At 42.5% G+C, this 18,959-nt stretch carries 15 protein-coding genes; 5 read left to right on the top strand and 10 right to left on the bottom strand.

What is annotated here, in order from left to right; genetic code table 11:
• Nucleotides 1–62 precede the first annotated feature (62 nt).
• The 3 genes from GT674_RS02445 to GT674_RS02435 all read right to left on the bottom strand — a co-directional run bounded on the left by GT674_RS02445 (nt 63) and on the right by GT674_RS02435 (nt 2,462).
• Nucleotides 63–632, bottom strand: coding sequence for an NUDIX hydrolase (locus GT674_RS02445; protein WP_161284226.1), 570 nt, complete (start codon nt 630–632; stop codon nt 63–65).
• Entirely contained in the window at nt 619–1,905 is a 1,287-nt protein-coding gene (locus tag GT674_RS02440; protein WP_161284225.1) for a DNA polymerase Y family protein, read from the bottom strand. Before GT674_RS02440 ends, GT674_RS02445 begins: the two co-directional genes overlap by 14 nt.
• Nucleotides 1,906–2,072: 167 nt before the next feature.
• On the bottom strand, nt 2,073–2,462 hold the full coding sequence (locus GT674_RS02435; protein WP_243149030.1) for an RNA polymerase sigma factor: 390 nt from the start codon (nt 2,460–2,462) through the stop codon (nt 2,073–2,075).
• A 588-nt stretch (nt 2,463–3,050) separates the two neighbouring features.
• On the opposite strand from GT674_RS02435, the gene GT674_RS02430 reads away from it, so the two are divergent.
• The 3 genes from GT674_RS02430 (at nt 3,051) to GT674_RS02420 (ending at nt 8,027) form a co-directional block, all read left to right on the top strand.
• Entirely contained in the window at nt 3,051–4,409 is a 1,359-nt protein-coding gene (locus tag GT674_RS02430) for an MATE family efflux transporter (protein ID WP_161284223.1), read from the top strand.
• Between the two features lie 201 nt (nt 4,410–4,610).
• Entirely contained in the window at nt 4,611–6,215 is a 1,605-nt protein-coding gene (pckA, locus tag GT674_RS02425) for a phosphoenolpyruvate carboxykinase (ATP) (protein WP_118699011.1), read from the top strand.
• A 93-nt stretch (nt 6,216–6,308) separates the two neighbouring features.
• Nucleotides 6,309–8,027 carry an alpha-amylase family glycosyl hydrolase gene (locus GT674_RS02420; RefSeq protein ID WP_161284221.1) on the top strand — a complete coding sequence of 573 codons (1,719 nt, stop codon included), beginning with the start codon at nt 6,309–6,311 and terminating at the stop codon, nt 8,025–8,027.
• Nucleotides 8,028–8,142: 115 nt separating this feature from the next.
• Here the strand turns inward: GT674_RS02420 and GT674_RS02415 are convergent, their stop codons facing one another.
• The 3 genes from GT674_RS02415 to GT674_RS02405 form a co-directional block, all read right to left on the bottom strand.
• Nucleotides 8,143–9,627: an AAA family ATPase gene (locus GT674_RS02415; RefSeq protein WP_161284220.1), complete on the bottom strand. Its 1,485-nt coding sequence runs from the start codon at nt 9,625–9,627 to the stop codon at nt 8,143–8,145.
• A 38-nt stretch (nt 9,628–9,665) separates the two neighbouring features.
• Nucleotides 9,666–11,858, bottom strand: coding sequence for a DNA topoisomerase III (locus tag GT674_RS02410; RefSeq protein WP_161284218.1), 2,193 nt, complete (start codon nt 11,856–11,858; stop codon nt 9,666–9,668).
• Between the two features lie 113 nt (nt 11,859–11,971).
• Nucleotides 11,972–12,637, bottom strand: coding sequence for a response regulator transcription factor (locus tag GT674_RS02405; protein WP_161284216.1), 666 nt, complete (start codon nt 12,635–12,637; stop codon nt 11,972–11,974).
• 156 nt (nt 12,638–12,793) lie between these two features.
• Here GT674_RS02405 and GT674_RS02400 point away from each other — a divergent pair, with 156 nt between their 5' ends.
• Entirely contained in the window at nt 12,794–13,720 is a 927-nt protein-coding gene (locus GT674_RS02400) for a diacylglycerol/lipid kinase family protein (RefSeq protein ID WP_161284214.1), read from the top strand.
• 74 nt (nt 13,721–13,794) lie between these two features.
• Here GT674_RS02400 and GT674_RS02395 read toward each other — a convergent pair whose 3' ends face one another.
• Entirely contained in the window at nt 13,795–14,808 is a 1,014-nt protein-coding gene (locus tag GT674_RS02395) for a glycosyltransferase family 2 protein (protein ID WP_161284212.1), read from the bottom strand.
• Between the two features lie 32 nt (nt 14,809–14,840).
• The gene (gene mutY, locus GT674_RS02390) at nt 14,841–15,884 is read right to left on the bottom strand and encodes an A/G-specific adenine glycosylase (RefSeq protein WP_161284211.1); all 1,044 of its coding nucleotides are present in this window, start codon (nt 15,882–15,884) and stop codon (nt 14,841–14,843) included.
• Nucleotides 15,885–16,032: 148 nt separating this feature from the next.
• Between mutY and GT674_RS02385 the strand changes: the two genes are divergently transcribed.
• Entirely contained in the window at nt 16,033–16,653 is a 621-nt protein-coding gene (locus GT674_RS02385; protein WP_161284210.1) for an HAD family hydrolase, read from the top strand.
• Between the two features lie 62 nt (nt 16,654–16,715).
• On the opposite strand, the gene GT674_RS02380 is transcribed toward GT674_RS02385, so the two are convergent.
• Both GT674_RS02380 and GT674_RS02375 read right to left on the bottom strand, forming a co-directional pair.
• Complete coding sequence (locus GT674_RS02380; RefSeq protein WP_161284208.1) at nt 16,716–17,048, bottom strand: DUF3784 domain-containing protein; 333 nt, start codon at nt 17,046–17,048, stop codon at nt 16,716–16,718.
• Nucleotides 17,049–17,066: 18 nt separating this feature from the next.
• Entirely contained in the window at nt 17,067–18,920 is a 1,854-nt protein-coding gene (locus GT674_RS02375) for a L,D-transpeptidase family protein (RefSeq protein ID WP_161284206.1), read from the bottom strand.
• Between the last annotated feature and the right edge of the window lie 39 nt (nt 18,921–18,959).

The raw sequence follows: 18,959 nt of genomic DNA, 5'->3' as shown, positions 1-18,959 counted from the left end.
ATGAGAGAGACTTCTTGAGGTTTATCCACAAATTGCCTTATAAAATCATTCTGACCATAAAGTTATTCTTTTATCTGCTGATTCTGCCTCTCCAGATATTTCTTCACCACCTCAAATCCACCACTCGGCACGCAGAATTTGTCTCTGTTTTTTCTGCATCCCTCACATGTTTCTTCAAAATCAAACCATTCTACAGCTTCTACCTCTTCTTTCTGCAAAACCAGCTTGCTGATATCTACCGGCTGATCATAGATATATACAAATGCAATTTCTTCATCGCGAAACATTTTTCCATGAAATTCTTTTTCGAAGGAGATTGGAAAAGTTCCCGCAAATTCCAGCTGATCCGGTGAAGCCTGGATTCCCAGTTCCTCATGCAGTTCACGGATTGCAGATTCCTGCGGCTCATCACCGACCTGTATATGCCCCGCAGATGAGGTATCAAATTTACCTGGGAAGGAATCTTTATTCATGGAACGTTTCTGAAGCAAAACCTGTACTCTGCCGTCTTTTTTACGGATGATCCAGATATGGGCTGTTCTGTGTGGAATTCCATCTGTATGGGCTTTTTCGCGGGTTACTGTTTTGCCTGTGGGATTTCCGTTTTCGTCTATGATATCAAATATTTCCATTATCTTTGCCTTTCTCTGCCTGTTTTCTATGTCTTACTTCGAGTTCATTCTGCATCTGTGCACGGGCTTTTCGTGCAATACCTGAATTGCTGTTCATAATGCTCGCACGGGTGATTTTGTCATTACCGTACTTCTGGCGGATACTGTCCAGTGCTGCATCTAATTTTCTGTGACGTTCTTTATTTTCCGTATTTTCGAACAATGATAGCTGCTCGTACCCATCATCAAAAAGATTCGTCAATGCTACTCCGATCAATCGAAGTGGTTCACCCTTCCAGAACTCTCTGAATAATTTTTTTGCCATCCTGTAGATTTCATCTGTCACATCGGTTGCATTCTGAAAGGTAGCCTGATGTGATCTCTTTTTGAAGTCCAATGTACGGAAAGTAACAGCTACAGACAGACATTTTTTCTGTTGCCTGCGCATTCTTGTTGTTACAATATCGCACTGCTCCAGAAGAATCGGAAACACCTGTTCCAATGAGATAATATCTTCGTTAAATGTCGTCTCTGCACTGAAACCCTTTGCCTCATCAGCCTGTTCCCTGACCGGTGAATCATCAATTCCGCGAGCATACTGGTAAAGCTGATGTCCGTTTTTATTGCCCAGCAATATCTGGATATCTGATTCTTTTACGCGAGCCAGATCTCCAATCGTATGGATTCCGACTTCGTTCAGTTTCTTCTCTGAAGCTTTCCCAAGAAAAAGCAGATTTCTCACCGGAAGCGGCCACATCCTGGACTCAATCTCCTCCGGAAACAGAGTGTGGACTTTGTCTGGTTTTTCAAAATCAGAGGCCATTTTGGCCAGTAATTTATTTGTGGAAATTCCCACATTTACAGTAAATCCCAGTTCTCTGTGTATCCTGTCTTTGATTTCATGAGCAGCCGCGATCGGATCCGGATAAAGCAATGACATTCCTGTCATATCCAGAAAAACCTCATCAATAGAAAATGATTCCATGATTGGTGTGTAAGATGCACAGATTTCTTTGAAAGCTCTGGAGCATTTTACATAGAGTTCAAAATCGCTCTGCACGATCACAAGCTCCGGACACTTGCGGAGGGCCATTGCCATCGGCTCTCCCGTCTGAATCCCATATTTCTTTGCCGGAATTGATTTTGCCACTACGATTCCTGTCCGTTTCTTTGGATCTCCTCCGATGCAAGCCGGAATATCCCTCAGATCCGGCAAACCTTCTTTTACTCTCCGCGCAGATTCCCATGAAAGGAATGCACTGTTTACATCTATATGAAAAATCAAACGACTCATATTTCATCTTCCTTTCAGTATTCTGAATATGTCTCTCTTAATTATATCATCTTATCATCAGACAATCTGCTTATTTTATATTTCTTATTCTTTTTTCTGATATTTTGTCCTGAGCAGCCATTTCTGGTCGATCACTTTGAGTTCTTCTCCAAAACAGATATGAAGACTTACAGAACCTGTTCCCTGTTCAAAATCTCCTTTTTCTTTATATCCTCTTCCACATAATCCTTTATTGTATTTTCCAGTTTTTTCACTTCACCACAAATATCCATCATATGTGTATCTGCTCTTCTTGAAGCATTTTTCTTTCTGAAATTATCCAATGCTAAATTTCTAGTTATTTTTCCCAGAAAGGCAGCTAATTTTGTTGGCGTTTTGGGCGGAATCTTATTCCACGTTATCAGCCACGTATCATTTACGCATTCTTCTGAATCTTCTGTGTTATATAAAATATTCCATGCAATCTTAAAGCAAAATTTTTCGTACTTTACTTCTACCTGGCGAATTGCATCTTCTGATCTTTCTAAAAATAAATTTATAATATGTGTATCTTCCATATCACATTTCTCCCCTGTATATTAGTGTTTTTATGCAGGTAAATTATTTGCAGTGAGCCATATTAATGTTTTCTATGTATATATAACGTATTTTTTTCTGTTTGGTTGCATTTTTTTCTGTTTTTTATAATTTTTTTGTTATCATGATTCCATTTAATCGCAGTTTAATTTCCATGTCTACTGACGCTTCTTATTCTTCCATCTGCAAAAGCTGCATTAAAAGTTACGAAAAACCTACTACCCGGATTATTATGAGACCATCAAAGAACTTCTCTCAGACGAAAAGCAACAGATTTTTTATTCACTTTATATTGCGGTCTGTATGATTGTTAGCACTTCTTATGAAGCTACATTACCCATCCGCTTAGTACCCTGTATTACTACAACGCACCGGATTTGACTATATGGCTCACTGGTGATTACCATAGTCGGACTTTCACCGACTGGTGTGCCCCAGCTTTACTGGGCACGCTTCCACAATACAAAAAGCATTTTTTCCTCTTACTTTTTTTGTGTACTCTCTTTACAAAGTCCAGATACTGGGGTATCTTAAAGACAGATGAGAAAATCAATATTGAGGTTTGTGTTATGTGTGATAATTCAAAGAAAAAAGCCCGTTCCATTACTATGACGACGGGCTCTTTGTGGCGTAATCTTTTTCTTTTCAGCATCCCGCTGATGTGCTCTCAACTTCTCGAAGTCATGTTCAATTTAAGTGATGTGGCTGTCGTTGGAAGATTCGCTGATTATAGGGCACTTGGTGCCGTCGGTTCTACTACCCTGCTGGTAACTTTATTTGTCGGATTTCTGATCGGTATGGGAAGTGGTGTCAATGTCTGTGTTGCACACACACTTGGTGCCAGAGATGAGCAGCGCACCATAGAAAACGTACATACGTCCCTTTTGCTCTGTGCATTGATGGGACTGCTGATGGGAACTGTCTGTTTCTTCTTTTCAGAATGGATGCTCATGCTTTTGCACACCAAGGATGATCTGCTCCAACAGGCAACGCTTTATCTTAAGATCTATGCGTTCGGACTTCCTGCAATGGGAATCTATAACTTCGGCAACGGCATTTTAAGTGCCCGGGGAGAAACCCGGCGTCCGCTTTATTATCTCGCATTTGCAGGTGTTCTGAATGTTATTCTGAACCTGTTTTTTGTCATTGTTCTTCATATGGCTGCTGCCGGAGTTGCGGCCGCCAGTGCCATTGCACAATATGTTTCTGCTGCCCTGATCATGAACCATCTTTTTCGACGCAGGGATGAATGTCATGTCAGTTTAAAGAATATCCGGTTACACAAAAACATTGCGGTTTCAATTCTGATGATCGGAATTCCGGCGGGGATCCAGAATGCGATTTTTGCGATTGCCAATCTGTTTGTACAGGTCGGCGTCAACTCTTTTGATACCGTTATGGTCTCCGGAAGTGCGGCCGCTACAAATGCAGACACACTGATTTTTAATGTCATGTATGCCTTTTACACCGGATGCTCCAGTTTCATCAGTCAGAACTTCGGTGCAGGTAATAAAAAAAGAATACTTCAGAGTTATTTTATAAGTCTGTTTTATGCTTTTACTGCCGGTGCCATACTTGGTCTTCTGCTGTTTCTTTTTGGGCATCAGTTCCTTTCTCTGTTTGCCACCGATGAAGCAGTCATCGAAGCGGGGATGCAGAGGATCCGCATCATGTCTTTTTCTTATGCTGTGTCCGCTTTTATGGATGCTTCACTTGCAGCATCACGCGGAATCGGAAAGACCATCGTACCGACGATCATTATCATTCTTGGTTCCTGTGTTTTTCGAATTGTATGGGTCTATACAGTTTTTGTTTATTTCCATACTATCCCGGGATTATATCTTCTTTACTTTTTTTCTTGGGTCATCACGGCCATCGCGGAAATCATTTACTTTGCTGTCAGCTACCGGAAACTTACCATCCGGTAGCTGCTTTTTTATTTTCTGCTTCCATAAGCTGTCACAAACTGTTAAATTATTATCATTTTTCAAAATTTAATTGTTTTTTTATTGCTTTTATTGATGAATTATGTATAATAATCTCTATGAGAAGTCGGAGTGTTCCACTTCTTAGAGGTTAAAGTAGCCAGCATATAGATGGCTCCAATAAAGAAGAGAGGTAAATGTAAGATGGCAAAAATCGATTTAACTAAGTATGGCATCACAGGTACAACAGAAGTTGTATACAATCCTTCTTATGAAGTATTATTCGAGGAAGAGACTAAAGCAGGTCTTGAAGGCTTCGAAGTAGGACAGGAAACAGAACTTGGCGCTGTTAACGTTATGACAGGTATCTATACAGGACGTTCTCCTAAAGATAAATTCATCGTTATGGATGAGAACTCCAAAGATACCGTTTGGTGGACTTCTGATGAATACAAGAATGACAACCATCCTGCAACACAGGAAGCTTGGGCAGCTTGTAAAGCACTTGCTCAGAAAGAACTTTCCAACAAGAAACTTTTCGTAGTTGACGCATTCTGCGGTGCTAACGCTGATACTCGTATGGCTATCCGTTTCATCGTTGAAGTTGCATGGCAGGCACACTTTGTTACAAACATGTTCATCCAGCCAACAGCTGAAGAACTTGAGACATTTGAGCCAGATTTCGTTGTATACAATGCTTCCAAAGCAAAAGTTGAAAACTACAAAGAACTTGGCCTCAACTCTGAAACAGCTGTAATGTTCAACATTACATCCAAAGAGCAGGTTATCATCAACACATGGTACGGCGGAGAAATGAAGAAAGGTATGTTCTCTATGATGAACTACTTCCTTCCACTGAAAGGCATCGCAGCTATGCACTGCTCTGCTAACACAGACATGAATGGCGAAAACACAGCTATCTTCTTCGGACTTTCCGGAACAGGTAAAACAACTCTTTCCACAGACCCGAAACGTCTCCTGATCGGTGATGACGAGCACGGCTGGGATGACAACGGTGTATTCAACTTTGAAGGCGGATGCTATGCTAAGGTTATCAACCTTGACAAAGACTCTGAGCCGGACATCTACAATGCAATCAAACGTAACGCTCTTCTTGAGAACGTAACAGTTGATGCAAACGGAAAGATTGACTTCAACGATAAGAGCGTAACAGAGAACACTCGTGTTTCCTATCCGATCGACCACATCGAAAAAATCGTTCGCCCGATCTCTTCTGCACCGGCAGCTAAGAACGTAATCTTCCTGTCCGCAGATGCATTCGGCGTACTTCCTCCAGTATCTATCCTGACAGAAGCTCAGACACAGTACTACTTCCTGTCCGGATTCACAGCAAAACTTGCTGGTACAGAGCGTGGAATCACAGAGCCTACACCTACATTCTCAGCTTGCTTCGGCCAGGCATTCCTGGAACTGCACCCAACAAAATATGCAGAAGAGCTTGTTAAGAAAATGGAACAGAGCGGAGCAAAAGCTTACCTCGTTAACACAGGATGGAATGGAACAGGCAAACGTATCTCCATTAAAGACACTCGTGGTATCATCGATGCTATCCTCAACGGAGATATCAACAACGCTCCTACCAAGACAATTCCATACTTCAACTTTGAAGTTCCTACAGAACTTACAGGCGTTGATACAGGAATCCTTGACCCACGTGACACATACGCAGATGCTGCTCAGTGGGAAGAAAAAGCAAAAGATCTTGCTGCAAGATTCATCAAGAACTTCGCTAAATATGAAGGAAATGAAGCTGGCAAAGCACTTGTTGCTGCTGGTCCTCAGTTATAATTTCATAACCATTAGCAAAACCCAGGGGCTGCCGTTTATCGACAGCCCCATGCTTTTTTTTATCATAAATACTATGAAACGAGATGATTAGACATGAGTTGGTATAACGAAGCTATTTTTTATCATATTTATCCTTTAGGCCTTGCGGGTGCTCCAAAGCAGAATGATTACAGCGAACCTGTGCACCGTCTGAATACTCTTCTTCCCTGGATTGATCACATCAAAGAAATCGGATGTACTGCTCTGTACATTGGTCCACTTTTTGAAAGTGTCGGACACGGATATGAAACCACAGATTATAAGAAACTGGATTCCCGTCTTGGAACCAACGAAGATCTGACTGCCTTTGTAAAGGCATGTCATGAAAAAAACATTAAGGTTATTTTTGACGGCGTATTCAACCACACCGGCCGTGATTTCTTCGCTTTCAAAGATATCCAGCAGAATCGTGAACATTCCAGATATCTTAACTGGTACTGTAACGTTAATTTCTGGGGAAACAACGAATATAATGACGGATTTTCCTATGATAACTGGGGAGGATATAATCTTCTTGTCAAGTTAAATCAGAGAAATCCTGAAGTACAGAATTATATCTGTAATGTGATCCGCTACTGGGTTTCTGAGTTTGATGTCGATGGAATCCGTCTCGATGCTGCCGATGTCCTTGACTTTGATTTCATGCGTGCCCTTCGCCGTACTGCCGAGGAAGTCAAACCTGACTTCTGGCTGATGGGTGAAGTTATTCATGGTGATTACAGCCGCTGGGTAAATGGAGAGACTCTTCACAGTGTTACAAACTACGCGCTTCACAAAGCTCTTTACAGCGGACATAATGACCACAACTATTTTGAGATCGCTCATACCGTGAAATATCTCCAGAATATGGGAAATCTCGATCTTTACAACTTCGTAGACAATCATGATGTAGAACGAATCTATACCAAGCTGTCCAATAAAGCGCATTTCAACCCAGTTCATGTACTTCTTTATACTCTTCCCGGAGTTCCAAGTATCTATTATGGCTCTGAGTTCGGAATTGAAGGACGCAAGGAACGATCTTCTGATGATAGTCTGAGACCTGCCCTGGAGCTTAAGGACTATGCAGATGCAGTAAAGACTAATTCCTGCACGGCCCTGATTTCTGCACTTGGAAAGATCAGACAGAACACTCCTGCCTTAAGTTACGGAAGCTATGCAGAACTTATGCTTACAAACCGTCAGTTTGCATTTGCACGTGATCTTGATGGCATCCGCGTGATCGTCACCGTAAATAACGATGACAATGATGCCGGAATGAATCTTCCTGCCGGAAATGCAGCCGAATATGTCGGAACACTTACCGGACAGAAAGTTTCTGTAGAAAATGGCCGAATCAATGTGACACTTCATGGAAACAGCGGCGAAATCTGGGTGCCTGCCTGTGAGATGCCTGAATATACCCCTGTACAGATTAAAGAGACTGCTTCCAGACCAGTTATTCCAATTTCCGAACCGACATCTGAACAGGCAGAAGCTGAGGAAACTGTAACTGATATTTCTTCTGCTGAAGAAGTATCTTCCGTTGAAGAAACTGTACAGGAAGCATCAGAAACTGTTGCGGTCTCTGCATCCGATGAAAATGCCGAAGAAAAAGAACCTGTAAAGGTTGATCCGAACAAATCTCCGGAAGACATGACTGTAGAAGAATTGCAGGCGTCCATTCTTTCCAGAATGGCAAACAATGGACCTGTTACCGATCAGATGAAAAAAACTGTCTATGATAATGTCTGGCACGATTCTCTTGTAAACTGGCTCAAGAGCTTCCACTGATCCATCCCGGGAATTACAGGCATCAGAACAAAACAAACATATTACACTAAAGCAAAAAACAGGGTATTGTGTATTCTTCTTTACACATCCCCTGTTTTTTATGTTACTGTATTATCTACTCAAATAATTTCTTTACCATCTCAGCATCGAAAGTTACGGATGCCACCTTATTTACCTCTATCTGATACAGTGCATGTGCTGCGATATGCTCTGCCGCCTGCTCCAGATCACGGATTCCTGTCGTATCCGCAAACTGTTCGATCACTGCCTCCAGTCCGTCCGGTGCAATCACACACTCTTCTTCTTTAAGATTCATCCTCTTTAAAACTTTCGGAAGAGCAAATCTTGAGAATATCACCTTTTTCTCTTCTGCTGTATAATCCGGAAGTTCAATGACCGCAAAGCGGGACATCAGCGGTGCACTGATCTGTGCCTTATCATTCGCTGTTGCAATTGGATAGACACCAACTGTCGGAACCATACATTCCATATAGTTGTCTGTAAATCCCAGATTATCCAGAAGTGTGAGAAGTACATCTGCCGGATTTCCATTTCCCTTTCCATTCGTTGCTTTATCCAGTTCGTTAATGATGAATACCAGATTAGATTCACCAGCCATGGAAAATGCCTCCATGATAATTCCCGGTTTTGCATTGGCATATACACGAGAACTTCCTGTCAGCTGTTCCGGATCATTGATGGAACTCATATCCAGAGTTGTCCACGGAAGTTTCAGAATACGTGCCACGGCATATGCGATCTGAGATTTACCGGTTCCAGCCGGGCCTACAAGAAGAAGGCCATAAGCTGGCAGTGTATGAGTACGGTTGATCTGAATGATCGTCTCAATGATTCTCTGTTTTACTTTCTCCATTCCGTAAAGTTCTTCATCCAGGATACGGCGTGTCTCCACAGGATCAATCGATTCAAAATAATCATTCTTCCACTGAATGTTCATCATGATAGACAACGCTCGCTGTGCATGTCGCCTTTCTTCCTGAGATACCTCATGAGAACGGGCTACTGCAAGATTTCTTCTCGCCCAGAGCCGAATATTGTCCGGCATGGTTCTTCCTGCGCAGGTCATAAAGTCTGTAATGCTCTGGATGCTGGTGAGCTTCATATTATCTCCATCTTCACCTTCATCTTCATTTTCGGGAAGTTCTGTCGGCGCATTGCTTGCAAGAAGACGTTCGATCATAAACTGCAGAAATCCATCCTCTGCCGAGAGCTTGGTTCCGCCACCGAAGGCTGTCTCTCGAATCTTATAGACTGCATATCCATCCTCTGTATTCTGTCCGGATAATCGTACATTTATATGGTTTTCTCCAAGCCATTTCACAAGACTTACAAAACGGGCATCTATCTTGAGAATGTCTGCCGGAAATACGCCATCCTCTTCTTTAAATTCAAAAGAAGATTTCTGATTCGGATTTGAAAACACGCCACAGGAATGATGCTTCCACCGGCGGCTGGTGTTATCCAGTACAAGGATTGGCTTCTGTGGTGACGGGTTTGTTTCATTGGAGCGGAATACTGTATAAGTACATTCCGGATCTTTTTTCTCTGTTGTTGTGTTGCTGAAATCAAATACAGGCATACTGTTGTCCCCCTTTATCTCGCTGATAGTATCTTGTCTCAGTCAAGCTTAAGCCCTGCCAGAGCCTGGGCAAATGCATTGTTTACCGGTTCATTTGCTTCTTTTTGCTGCTGTTTCAGATATCTCTGAACATCTCGTTTTTTTACACCTGCGCCCTCTTTCTCGCGTCTTGCCTGGAAAGAAGACAGTTTTTCTTTATATCCGCAGGCACATACAAAGGTTTCTTCTTTTCCTTTGACCAGCATTTCCATACGCTTATGACACTTCGGGCAGCGTGCATTTGTAGTTCGGGAAATTGTTTCCCGGTATCCACATTCTCTGTCCTGACACACAAGCATCTTGCTATTCTTTCCATTGACTGCGAGAAGACGTTTTCCGCAGTTCGGGCAGACTTTATTCGTCAGATTATCATGTCGGAAGGTTCCCTGTCCTGTTTTTATCTCGCTGACAATCTCATTCGTATATTCACGGATATCACTTAAAAACGTATCCTGTCTTAATTTTCCTTTCGAAATATCAGAAAGCTTCTTTTCCCAGTCTGCTGTCAGCTCCGGTTTCTTTAAGTCCTCCGGCACTAATTCCAGAAGCTGTTTTGCCTTGGAAGTCAGATAAATCTCATTTCCCTTCTTTTCCATCATGAAACTGTGGAACAGCTTCTCTATGATGTCTGCTCTGGTAGCCACCGTTCCAAGTCCGCCTGTCTCTCCCAGAGTCTTTGCGGCCTGCTTATCCTTTGTGGACAGATATTTCACCGGATTCTCCATTGCTGCAAGGAGCGTTGCTTCGGTAAAACGCGCCGGTGCCTTTGTCTTTCCGGAATTCATGTGTACCTGTGTAATACGAAGTTTCTGGCCTTTTTCAAAGACCGGAAGCTTCTGATCCTTAAGTTTCTCCTCTTCTGTCTCTTCATCTTCCTGGAAATTATCTTCGTAAACTTCTTTCCAGCCTGCACGCAGAACCGTCTTTCCATTTGCGGCAAAGGTATATCCCTCTGCCTGTCCTTCCATTGCAGTCTGTTCATATTCAAACGGAGGATAGAGAACACTTAAGAAACGTCTCACTACCATATCATAAATCTTGCGTTCTTCGTTTGTCATATGATCCAGCTGCACAAACTGCTCTGTCGGAATGATCGCATGATGGTCACTGACCTTCTTATCGTCCACAAAACTTCCATTTGTATGAATTGGCTTACTGAGCAATGCACCTGCCAGTTTGCGGTATGGCCCTGTTCCGCAGGCTTTGAGTCTTTCTTTAATAGTCGGAACCACATCTTTTCCGATATAGCGGGAATCAGTTCTTGGATAAGTCAGAACCTTGTGGTTCTCATAAAGTCTCTGCATAATATTCAGTGTTTCCTTGGCAGAGAATCCATATTTCTGGTTGGCCTCCCTCTGAAGGGTCGTCAGATCATAAAGTCCCGGTGCCATTGTCTTCTTTGGCTTTTTGACAACTGAAGTGATCTCCATCTGTCCGTTCTGCACTGTTCTTTGGATTTCTTCTGCCTTTTCTTTCTGAAAGGTGCGGAAGCTTCCGCTTCTGGTATCTTTCCAGGTCCACTGAACTTCCCCTGCCTGCACAGAGATTCCAAAATAATCCTTTGGTTTAAAGTTTCGGATTTCTTCTTCTCTCATTGCTATGATTGCAAGTGTCGGGGTCTGCACACGTCCGCAGGAAAGCTGTGCATTATATTTACAGGTAAGTGCCCGTGTTCCGTTGATTCCCACCAGCCAGTCTGCTTCCGCTCTCGCAACCGCAGCTCTATACAGATTGTTGTACTCTTTTCCATCCTTAAGATTCTGGAATCCGTCCCTGATCGCCTTATCCGTTACAGAGGAAATCCACAGTCGTCGGATTGGTTTGCGGCATCCTGCTTTGTCCAGTATCCATCTCGCAACAAGTTCTCCCTCTCTCCCTGCATCTGTCGCTATGATGATGTCTCCGATATCTTTTCGGAAAAGCTGTGTCTTTACAGCCTGATACTGTTTGGATGTCTGACGGATGACGACCAGTTTCATTTTGTCCGGCATCACAGGAAGGGTCTGCATCTCCCATTTCATATACTTCTTGTCGTACTCTTCAGGATCAGCCAGTGTGATCAGATGTCCCAGTGCCCAGGTCACTGCGTAATCCTTTCCTTCCAGAACTCCGTTTCCCTTTTGATTACAATGGAGAACCCTTGCAATATCTCTTGCAACAGACGGTTTCTCCGCGATTACCAATGATTTCATTTATTCAAAATCCTCTCAGAAGTTTTTTCTGGTATTGAGTATAGCATATAAATTCTGTTTTGAACAAGAAAAAAGGAAGATTTTCATCCTCCCTTTCCATTCTGCTGTTCATTTCATTTGCCTATTTTGTATCCTACCCCTCGAACCGTTTCGATCAGATCCCCCGCACTCCCAAGTTTCTGCCGTAAGGTTCGGATATGTACATCCACAGTCCTGCTTTCACCATCAAACTCATATCCCCAGATCTGATTCAGAAGCTGTGTCCTGGAAAGTACCATTCCACTGTTTTTCAATAACAGACACAGCATCTCGTACTCCTTCAAAGTCAGACTGACCGGTTCCTGATCCACCATCACAACATGCTTCATCGGAGATACATAGAGATTTTCCAGGCGATATTCCTCTGCTCCTTTATCTTCGGCACGCCTCAGTGCTGCCTTTATCCTGGAGATCAGTTCCATCATTCGAAACGGTTTTGGAATATAATCATCAGCTCCACTGTCCAGTCCCATCACAACATCATACTCACTGCCCTTTGCAGTCAGCATAATAATTGGAAGCTTTCTGGTGTCAGGTCTTGTACGGAGCTTCTTGAGTATGGAAATTCCATCCTCCTCCGGAAGCATGACATCCAGCAATATCAGCGAAGGGATCTCTTTATCCAGTTCCTTCCAGAATTGAGACGGACGTTCAAAGCCCTTTGCCTCCATCCCCTGACTCTTTAATGTATATACTACAAGTTCACGGATACTCTCGTCATCCTCTACTAAATAAATCATCCTTTTTTACCTCTCTGTTTTCAATCTTTCCCAAGTATACGTGGACTTCGTAAAATTTTTAGTCTTTTCACTGTTAAATCTTTGTAAAGGTAAAACCGGATTGTAAAATTCCAGAAACAATGCTATCATAAAAAAAGAATCATTTTGGAGGATATTATGTACTATTTTATCGTTAATCCCAATTCTCGTTCGGGGAAAGGTGAACTTATATGGAAAGAGCTTCGACAGGTTCTCAGGCAGAAACACATTTCTTACAAAGTAGTTTTTACCAAATATCGCGGTCATGCTGTGAAACTTGCCGCAGCCCTTACAGAAAAGACTTCTCCGGATCGTCCTCTCTGTCTGATCGCCGTGGGTGGTGATGGTACGATCCAGGAGGTTCTTTCCGGTGTCAAAGATCTGACAAATATCTATTTCGGCTATATTCCCACAGGTTCCGGAAACGATTTCTGCCGCAGCATGAAGCTTCCCCAGGATCCTCATGAGGCATTGGATTGTATTCTTAAGAAAAAGCACATCGCATTCGTAGATGTCCCTGTAATCTCTATTAAGGGGCACAAAAGCCGCTTTGCGATCAGCTGTGGGATCGGATTTGATGCAGCAGTATGTCACGAGGTCAGTGTGACCCCTATGAAAAAGGTTCTCAATCATATTGGTCTCGGCAAACTTGTATATCTCTTTGTCGCTCTGAAACAACTGTTGTTTATGAGACCGGTTCCTGTGACACTTCGAATGGATGAAGAACGAATTTATCCTTTTCAGAAGGTATATTTTGCTGCGATCATGAATCAGAAATACGAGGGCGGTGGATTCAAATTCTGTCCCTCTGCCGATCCATCCGACGGATATCTTGATGTGATCGTGGTTGACGGGCTTAGTAAACTTAAGGTTCTATGCTGTCTTCCAACTGCTTTTTTTGGTAAACATACGCAATTCACCGGAATTCATATTTTCCGCTGCAAGAATGTTGAAGTTTTCAGTTCTGTCCCTCTTGCTGTACATAAAGACGGTGAATCCGCCGGAATCCAGAAAACATTTTCTGTTTCTGTCAATAAAGAACCCGTAAAGATCATTCTTCCATAATAATGAAATAACGAAAGGCTTCCGGCAAAATTTTCTCTCATTCTGCCGAAAGCCTTTCTTATATATTGCTTGTTTCAGTTAAATCCATAGAATTTCTGACATACCTTATAGGCAGCCACGAACATTTTTCTTCCGCTTTTTCCCGGAAGGTTTGCAGCACGTCCCAGAATGCTGTAACGAAGTTTGTGATACAGCCAGCGATCCTGTTCCCGGATATATTCCATAAGTTCTTTTTTCTTGTCCAGTGCTTCCTGGGTTCCGGCACGCACCAGCATGATGGAAGAAACGGTTGTAATGATATCCAGATAGCTGAGCATATATTTCTTCAGATGTTTATTATTGAACTGACATCTGTGGAATGCATCTGCCATCAGCTTGTTTACTCTGATCTGCTGATCGATTCTTCTGATCATGACTTTTTCGTTTACTGACTGATCATCTCTTCCGATAAAATAACGATAAAAATTCACATCCAGATAATACATATTTTTGACATATGGAAGTGGCTCAAATGCAAACAGATTATCTACATAGAATGTATGTTTCGGAAGCTCCAGTCCACATTCGTGAAGTAATTTGGTTCGGTAAATCATCGAATGCATCAGGAGATATTTTCCCCTTGACATATGCACACTGTTCCATTCAAAAATTTCATTTACAGGAAGACAATGTCTGTACTGCATAACTTTCTTTCTGTCTGCTCCCTGCTTTTCATATACAAAATTGCTGATCAGAAGATCTACTGTCTTTGGTCCGCGGATCAGCTCTTCCAGCGTTTTAAGAATCTGGTGATATGCCTCCTCATTTACCCAGTCATCACTGTCTACCACTTTAAAATAGAGTCCTGTGGCATTTCGGATACCTGCATTGACCGCCTCTCCATGACCGCCGTTCTCCTGATGGATTGCTTTGACAATTGTCGGATATTTCTCTGCATAGGCATCTGCAATCTCTGCAGTGCGGTCAGAGGATCCGTCATTCACAACCAGGATCTCAACATCTTCTCCTCCTACAAGAAGAGATTCTATACATTTCTCCATATATGCTTCTGAATTATAACACGGAATTGCAATACTTAAAATTTTCATCGGTATTCCTCCTTTGTGGTTTTCCACGGCTTTTATTCGATATATCTCGTGTATGCACTGAATGCTGATGGAATCGCATATTGCCTGTCTGACTGCTTCCTGCTGACAAAAAGCAGGTTTGCACGGTTATTGTCTTCCAGTGAAGAAACCCTGACTCTGTAGGCTGTCATCCTCCATTCAATATGTGAAAATATATGCTTCGCATCCGGAAGAGGTTCAATATACAGTGGATCCAGATTCATTTCTCTGATCATTTCCAGTGTTTCCTCTTTTGACAGATGTCCGCTGACATTCGGAAATTCATACAATCCTGCCAGGAGTCCCCTCGATGGGCGTCTGCGGATTGCCGTCTTCTCTCCATCCTGAATCACCAGAATTGTTCTGTCTTCCAGTTTTCTGTCTTTCTTCTGGGTCTTTACAGGAAAATGATCGATCGTCCCATGTCTCATAGCTTTACAGGCAAATGACACCGGACATATCTCACAGTTCGCTTCTCCATTCGGCACGCAGACAACCGCTCCCAGTTCCATAAGAGCCTGGTTGAAATCACCCGGAGATTCCTCTGGCATGATTTCTTTAAGCTGCTCTTCAATCTTGTGTTTCACGGACTGCTTAAGAATGTCCCCATCGTTCTCTGTAATTCTGGTTATCACACGAAGTACATTTCCGTCCACCGCCGGAACCGGAATATCGTATGCGATGGATGCGATCGCACCCGCTGTATAGCTTCCAATTCCCTTAAGTGAAAGAAGTGCCTCGTATGAAGCCGGCAATACTCCAAGATATTCCTGCATAACAGTCTGTGCTGCAAGCTGCATATTTCGGACACGGTTGTAATATCCAAGTCCTTCCCACAATTTCAAAAGCTTCTCCTCCGGACATTCAGCCAGTGCTTCCACATCCGGAAGTTCTTCAATAAATCTTTGAAAATACGGCTTTACTGCCTCTACCCTGGTCTGCTGCAGCATGATTTCAGACACCCAGGTATAATAGGCATTATGTCTGTCTCTCCACGGAAGGCTTCTCTTATTCTGTCTGTACCATTGCGTCAATGGAATTACAATATCATTCAGCATTTTTTCATCCTGTCTGGTCTTTTCTTATATGCCGTATTAGTATAACATAAATCCAGCCAAAAGACAGTTGATTTTTTGAATTTTACCATATAGAATAGAAGTCAGCTTAACAATAACTATATTTCATTTTTCCTGAAAGGACTCTATTATGGACAGTATTATTTTTGATGTTGACGGAACCTTATGGAATTCTACAGCAATCATAGCAAAAACATGGAAACGTTATCTCAGCGAAGAAGAACATTTGGATATTCCTCTGACTGCTGAGCTTCTTTCTTCTATGTTCGGGCGGCCACTCCCTGATATTGCCCGTCAGATTTTTCCGAATGTTTCCGAGACGGAACAGCTTCGTCTGATAGACAGCTGCTGTCAGGCAGAACATATAGCACTTCTTGCAGAATGCGCTCCTCTTTACGAGGATCTGGAAAAGACCCTGCAGCTTCTGTCTGAAAAATATTCTCTGTATATAGTAAGCAACTGTGAAGCCGGTTATATTGAGGTCTTTCTTAAGACCACCGGTTTCAGTAAATATTTCAAGGGGCATCTGTGCAATGGTGATAATGGACTGGACAAGGGATCTAATATTGCCCTGATCGCACAGACTTATCATATGAATTCTCCTGTCTATGTCGGTGACACCATGGGTGATTTTCTTTCCTGCCGCAAGGCCGGTGTTCCTTTTGTTTTTGCATCTTACGGTTTTGGCGAGGTTCCTGACCCAGATGCAGTCATTCAGAAACCAATGGACCTTGTTTCTCTTTATTATTAAAACAAATTTTTCTGAAGTAATAACAAGAGCGTGGAAAACTGCCTTCCACGCTCTTGTTCTGTTTATTTATTCTTTTTTGAAATTTTGTCTTTGGTTTCCGGTGTTTTTGTACATTTAAGCTTCACATAGAAGCCCAGACCTACCATGATCACTATCAAAAGTGCGACATAAATAAGTTTCGCCGCCAGGGTCTCTGTGTAAGAATCAATAAATGTCATAATACCAATCAGAATGAGTGCCACTCCGGATCCCTTTGACATCTTGTCTTCGTCATACTTTGCTTTGCGAAGCTGTGTATTTCCACCCTTCAGAAAAATCTCTCCATGTCCTGTCAGAAGCAGAATTCCTACGATCAGGGCAGCTCCCGCAAGTAAAAAATCAAATGATCTTCCCATTATTTTCTCCTGTCATTTTTAATAAAAACATACGATCGGAACATCGTACTGAATCAAATCATACAGCACTGCTGCATTCTCCGGAGGAAGATTTATACATCCATGAGAACCGCTTGTCAGATAAATATCACCGCCAAAATCATCTCTCCAGTTCGCATCATGGAATCCGATACCTCCATCAAATGGCATCCAGTATTGTACCGGCTGTTCATAATAATTCGCCGTTCCCTTCTGTCCACCTCTCAGAACGTCCGGACTCTTCTTATAATATAAAGTAAAGATTCCCGCATGTGTCTGACGGTCTGCATAACTCATATTTCCGGAAACAAAATCAGATTCAAAAATATCTGCACCATCCTGATAATAGTACATATGCTGTTCGCTTAAATCTACCTCAATGTACGTATTTCCAAGATCATTTACCCCATATGCATTTGCTGTCTGAGCATAAATCGGTTCTCTGGTCGTCTGTGTTCCTGATTGGATTTCCTGACTGAGCTGAGCAGCCTCTGCTGCCTGATCGATCTTCCATCCATATATCGAACTGGAAACATATACAGTTCTTCCACTCGTTGCCTGGAATTCTCTCTCTGTTCCTACTGTGTCATAAGTTGCTGCAAGCTGTGCAACATATTCTGCAACATGCTGCTGGAAAGAATTATCATCCCATATCAGCTGACCCTTCTCATCAAACTGCAGCCAGTCTTTGATCGTATTTCCGTCAAGTGTCGTGCTCTGATCTCCAAATGTATAAGTAATACTTGCCTTCGTGTAGTTGTTACACGCCTCCAGTGCCGCCTGAAGTTCCGGATCATCCTTGGTCACAGATGCTGATACATATACCTCAGGTGTATTACTGAAATCTATAGCAGGCTCATTGGCCTCCACCGCTGCATTAAGGACCTTGTATGCCTCTTTGATATTAAGCTTGCTGCCCTCTGTTTCCGGCACGATCACAAACGCATTGTTCTGAAATGCCACATACGCATTCTCAGGTTCTGTCTGATTCTCAGCCTGTGCACAGTTCAGAGATTTCAGCTGTTCCTGAAGAAGAGTCTTATTGTAGCCTACGTTCTCATCTACCGTATAACTCTTCTGTTCATAAAGTCCCTTAATCCACTCATACGGTTTCTGTTTCCTGAGCAGCTGCAAGATTTCCCCTGTGGACATATATTTGTAATCAATATCCTCACCTTTGATCGTCTGCGCAGCCACATCTCTGGATGAAACCTCGATGGAATACTCACTGAGCTTTTCCTTCATAAGCTCTTCTACTTCATAAGCAGTCTTCTGTGAGCAGTCTATCCCATTGATCCAGGTTCCTTCAAAGAAACGATTTGAAAAATAATAGCTGATTCCACCATAGGCACATCCGCCCAGAACTGCTATCATCAGTACTAAAAGTCCAAAAATTCTGAGTCCCTTGTATCCGTGTTTTTTGTTTTGCTTTACATTCTCAGGAACAGGCACCTCCTGATCAATGTCATCCACAGGAACATAAATTACCGGAGCCGGTCTTGCGGATTTGTGTTTGTTTCGGACTATCGGCTTTTCCTCTTCTTCCTCAGGCTCCTCATATATTTCTTCTTCGGAATCCTGTTCGGAAGGACCATTCCATACTATTGTTTTTTCATAGTCTTCCTGGAATTCACCATTATCCTTGCTAACCTCAATAGTTTTGTCAAGATTATCAACGTCTTCTTCTGCTTCTCCAGAATCCTCATAATCAACTACTATGTCATCAAGCTCATCGTCCTCATCATCCAGAATTTTGTCCAATGTTGCATTGATTCTGTCTTCAAAGTTTGTGGTCTCTTCTGCGGTACCTACATCATCTTCCGACAATCTCCCCTTTTTTTCTTCGCTACTCATTTCTATACTCCTCAAATCAACAATGATTTCTGTCATTTC

The sequence above is a fragment of the Blautia sp. BIOML-A1 genome (genome assembly GCF_009883055.1).
Classification (GTDB): domain Bacteria; phylum Bacillota; class Clostridia; order Lachnospirales; family Lachnospiraceae; genus Blautia_A.
This window is presented reverse-complemented; position numbering and strand designations above follow the sequence as displayed.

Coding starts and splice junctions, on each gene's coding strand:
- GT674_RS02400 (WP_161284214.1), top strand. CDS start 12,794: ATGTACTATTTTATCGTTAATCCCAATTCTCGTTCGGGGAAAGGTGAA.
- GT674_RS02435 (WP_243149030.1), bottom strand. CDS start 2,462: ATGGAAGATACACATATTATAAATTTATTTTTAGAAAGATCAGAAGAT.
- GT674_RS02375 (WP_161284206.1), bottom strand. CDS start 18,920: ATGAGTAGCGAAGAAAAAAAGGGGAGATTGTCGGAAGATGATGTAGGT.
- mutY (WP_161284211.1), bottom strand. CDS start 15,884: ATGCTGAATGATATTGTAATTCCATTGACGCAATGGTACAGACAGAAT.
- GT674_RS02430 (WP_161284223.1), top strand. CDS start 3,051: ATGTGTGATAATTCAAAGAAAAAAGCCCGTTCCATTACTATGACGACG.
- GT674_RS02445 (WP_161284226.1), bottom strand. CDS start 632: ATGGAAATATTTGATATCATAGACGAAAACGGAAATCCCACAGGCAAA.
- GT674_RS02440 (WP_161284225.1), bottom strand. CDS start 1,905: ATGAGTCGTTTGATTTTTCATATAGATGTAAACAGTGCATTCCTTTCA.
- GT674_RS02405 (WP_161284216.1), bottom strand. CDS start 12,637: ATGATTTATTTAGTAGAGGATGACGAGAGTATCCGTGAACTTGTAGTA.
- GT674_RS02420 (WP_161284221.1), top strand. CDS start 6,309: ATGAGTTGGTATAACGAAGCTATTTTTTATCATATTTATCCTTTAGGC.
- GT674_RS02415 (WP_161284220.1), bottom strand. CDS start 9,627: ATGCCTGTATTTGATTTCAGCAACACAACAACAGAGAAAAAAGATCCG.
- GT674_RS02385 (WP_161284210.1), top strand. CDS start 16,033: ATGGACAGTATTATTTTTGATGTTGACGGAACCTTATGGAATTCTACA.
- pckA (WP_118699011.1), top strand. CDS start 4,611: ATGGCAAAAATCGATTTAACTAAGTATGGCATCACAGGTACAACAGAA.
- GT674_RS02380 (WP_161284208.1), bottom strand. CDS start 17,048: ATGGGAAGATCATTTGATTTTTTACTTGCGGGAGCTGCCCTGATCGTA.
- GT674_RS02395 (WP_161284212.1), bottom strand. CDS start 14,808: ATGAAAATTTTAAGTATTGCAATTCCGTGTTATAATTCAGAAGCATAT.
- GT674_RS02410 (WP_161284218.1), bottom strand. CDS start 11,858: ATGAAATCATTGGTAATCGCGGAGAAACCGTCTGTTGCAAGAGATATT.